Annotated in this window: 1 protein-coding gene; it reads right to left on the bottom strand. The window is 31.0% G+C overall.

Annotated elements, in window-relative coordinates:
* Window positions 1–395: 395 nt before the first annotated feature.
* Window positions 396–781, bottom strand: a 386-nt coding sequence (locus BZK16_RS13940) for a thiamine pyrophosphate-dependent enzyme (RefSeq protein ID WP_233145319.1), incomplete at its 5' end; no start/stop codon positions are given.

Below are 781 nucleotides of genomic sequence, written 5' to 3' on the forward strand. Positions count from 1 at the left end.
GAATAACTATTCATCCATCAGTGATACAGGGTTGTCTGTACTAAGTTTTACGATGTTATTTGGGCGATTAGAAATCTTTACGATATTTGTTCTATTAACACCAAGTTTTTGGAGAAGTTAATATTATTCACAAAGTTATCCACAGCTTAAAGTTATTTAATGTGGATAACCTATTTAAAACTTATAAGTTATAAATAAGTAGTAAAACAGTTGATTCTATCAGCTTTACAAAAATGATTAATCTTTAATCTATCAATTGACAGCCCGATGTAGTCTAGGATTTGAATGAATTTACAATAACTATTCACAAAATTATCCACAGGCTATGTGGATTTCTGTTAATAAAAAATGCTCGATAATTTCGAGCATTTTTATTTTATATCTGAATTTTTATACTATTTTTTCAGAAAGTTATCTTTTAGCATATCGATAAAGTCTTTACCTTGCCCGCCAAGTATTGCTTTAGCACCATATAAAGCCATATTAGTGTAGTTAGAAGCCTCTGTATGAGGTGGCCATAAAAGTTCTAATCGACTAGTATGAACATCTAAAATAGCAGGACCATCGAAAGCTAAAAATTCTTTAACAACGCTTTCTAAGTCATGAGATCCTTTGACAGAAAAACCTTTCATACCAACGGCATCAGCGAGTTTAGAAAAATCTGGGTTATGAAGATCAGTATAGCTATTAACAATACCTTCGGCTTTCATTTCTAATTCAACAAAGTCTAAAGCTCCATTGTTTAAAATAGCTATTTTAATGGGAAGCTTTTCTTGTACGA

The sequence above is a fragment of the Wohlfahrtiimonas populi genome (genome assembly GCF_002006795.1).
Lineage (GTDB): Bacteria > Pseudomonadota > Gammaproteobacteria > Cardiobacteriales > Wohlfahrtiimonadaceae > Wohlfahrtiimonas > Wohlfahrtiimonas populi.